This is a genomic window from Maribellus luteus (genome assembly GCF_003576475.1).
Classification (GTDB): domain Bacteria; phylum Bacteroidota; class Bacteroidia; order Bacteroidales; family Prolixibacteraceae; genus Draconibacterium; species Draconibacterium luteum.
In genome coordinates this window covers 1-554 of record NZ_QWGR01000213.1, presented here as the reverse complement: position 1 = coordinate 554, position 554 = coordinate 1, and the positions used below count along the sequence as shown (strand labels likewise).

Here is a 554-nt window from a genome sequence, read left to right as displayed (position 1 = left end):
CACGCTCGAATACCGCCATCGATTCCACGTGCGAGGTGTGCGGAAACGTATTGACCACCCCTGCGCCCGCCAGCCTGTAGCCGGCCTCATGCACGAGCAAACCCGCATCGCGCGCCAGCGTTGCAGGGTTGCATGACACGTAGACGATACGCTTAGGCAGCAAATCAGCCGCCTCACCGCCACGTTGAGACAACTCAGCCAGTGCCTTGGACACAGCCAACGCACCTTCGCGCGGCGGATCGATCAGCCAACGATCGAACTTGCCCAGAGCGGCAATATCATCGGCCGACACTTCGAAGAGATTGCGGCAAGCGAACGTGGTTTTCGCGTCCAAACCGTTGTGCTGGGCGTTGGCGAGCGCCCGGGTTGTCAGCGCCTCGCTGCCTTCGATGCCCATGACTTCGCGCGCCCGCGTCGCCATTGGCAGCGTGAAGTTGCCGATACCGCAGAACAGGTCAAGGAGCCGATCGCTGGGCTGGGCATCGAGCAACTTCAGCGCCCGCGACATCAGCACCCGGTTGATCTGGTGATTGACCTGCGTGAAATCCGTCGGT

At 61.9% G+C, this 554-nt stretch carries 1 protein-coding gene; it reads right to left on the bottom strand.

Going from position 1 to position 554, the window contains the following annotated elements:
• The coding region (locus tag D1614_RS28640; RefSeq protein ID WP_119440531.1) for a methyltransferase domain-containing protein at positions 1-554 on the bottom strand (554 nt) is incomplete at both ends.